The 452-nt window shown below is 51.5% G+C and carries 1 protein-coding gene; it reads left to right on the top strand.

Annotation, left to right across the window (positions count from 1 at the left end; genetic code table 11):
• On the top strand, positions 1-452 hold a 452-nt coding region (locus TALK_RS21900; RefSeq protein ID WP_139833918.1), incomplete at both ends, for an integrase core domain-containing protein.

Raw genomic sequence — 452 nt, 5'->3', positions numbered from 1 at the left:
GCCCAACAATCTTTGGCAGATGGATTTCAAAGGGCATTTCCCGACGCAAGAAGGCAGATGCCATCCCCTGACTTTACTGGACGACCATTCACGTTTCAGTTTGGCTATTCAAGCTTGTGATAACGAGCGTGGAGCCACGGTGAAAGAAAGGTTGACCGAGGTATTCCAGCGCTTCGGATTACCGGCTCGCATCAACGTTGATAACGGACCGCCTTGGGGCTCTCCACGTAACCCTGGTGAAATCACAGAGCTGAGTATCTGGTTGATTCGTCTGGGTATTCGGATCAGTTTCAGCCGCCCTTACCACCCACAAACCAATGGAAAGATTGAGCGTTTCCATCGCTCACTCAAGGCCGAAGTACTTGAAGGGCGTCAGTTTTCCACGCTCAAGGAAGCTCAAGCAGCATTTGATCGGTGGCGTGATGTTTATAACCTGCAACGGCCCCATCAGG

The sequence above is a fragment of the Thalassospira alkalitolerans genome (genome assembly GCF_002115745.1).
GTDB classification, from domain to species: Bacteria; Pseudomonadota; Alphaproteobacteria; order Rhodospirillales; family Thalassospiraceae; genus Thalassospira; species Thalassospira alkalitolerans.
This window is presented reverse-complemented; position numbering and strand designations above follow the sequence as displayed.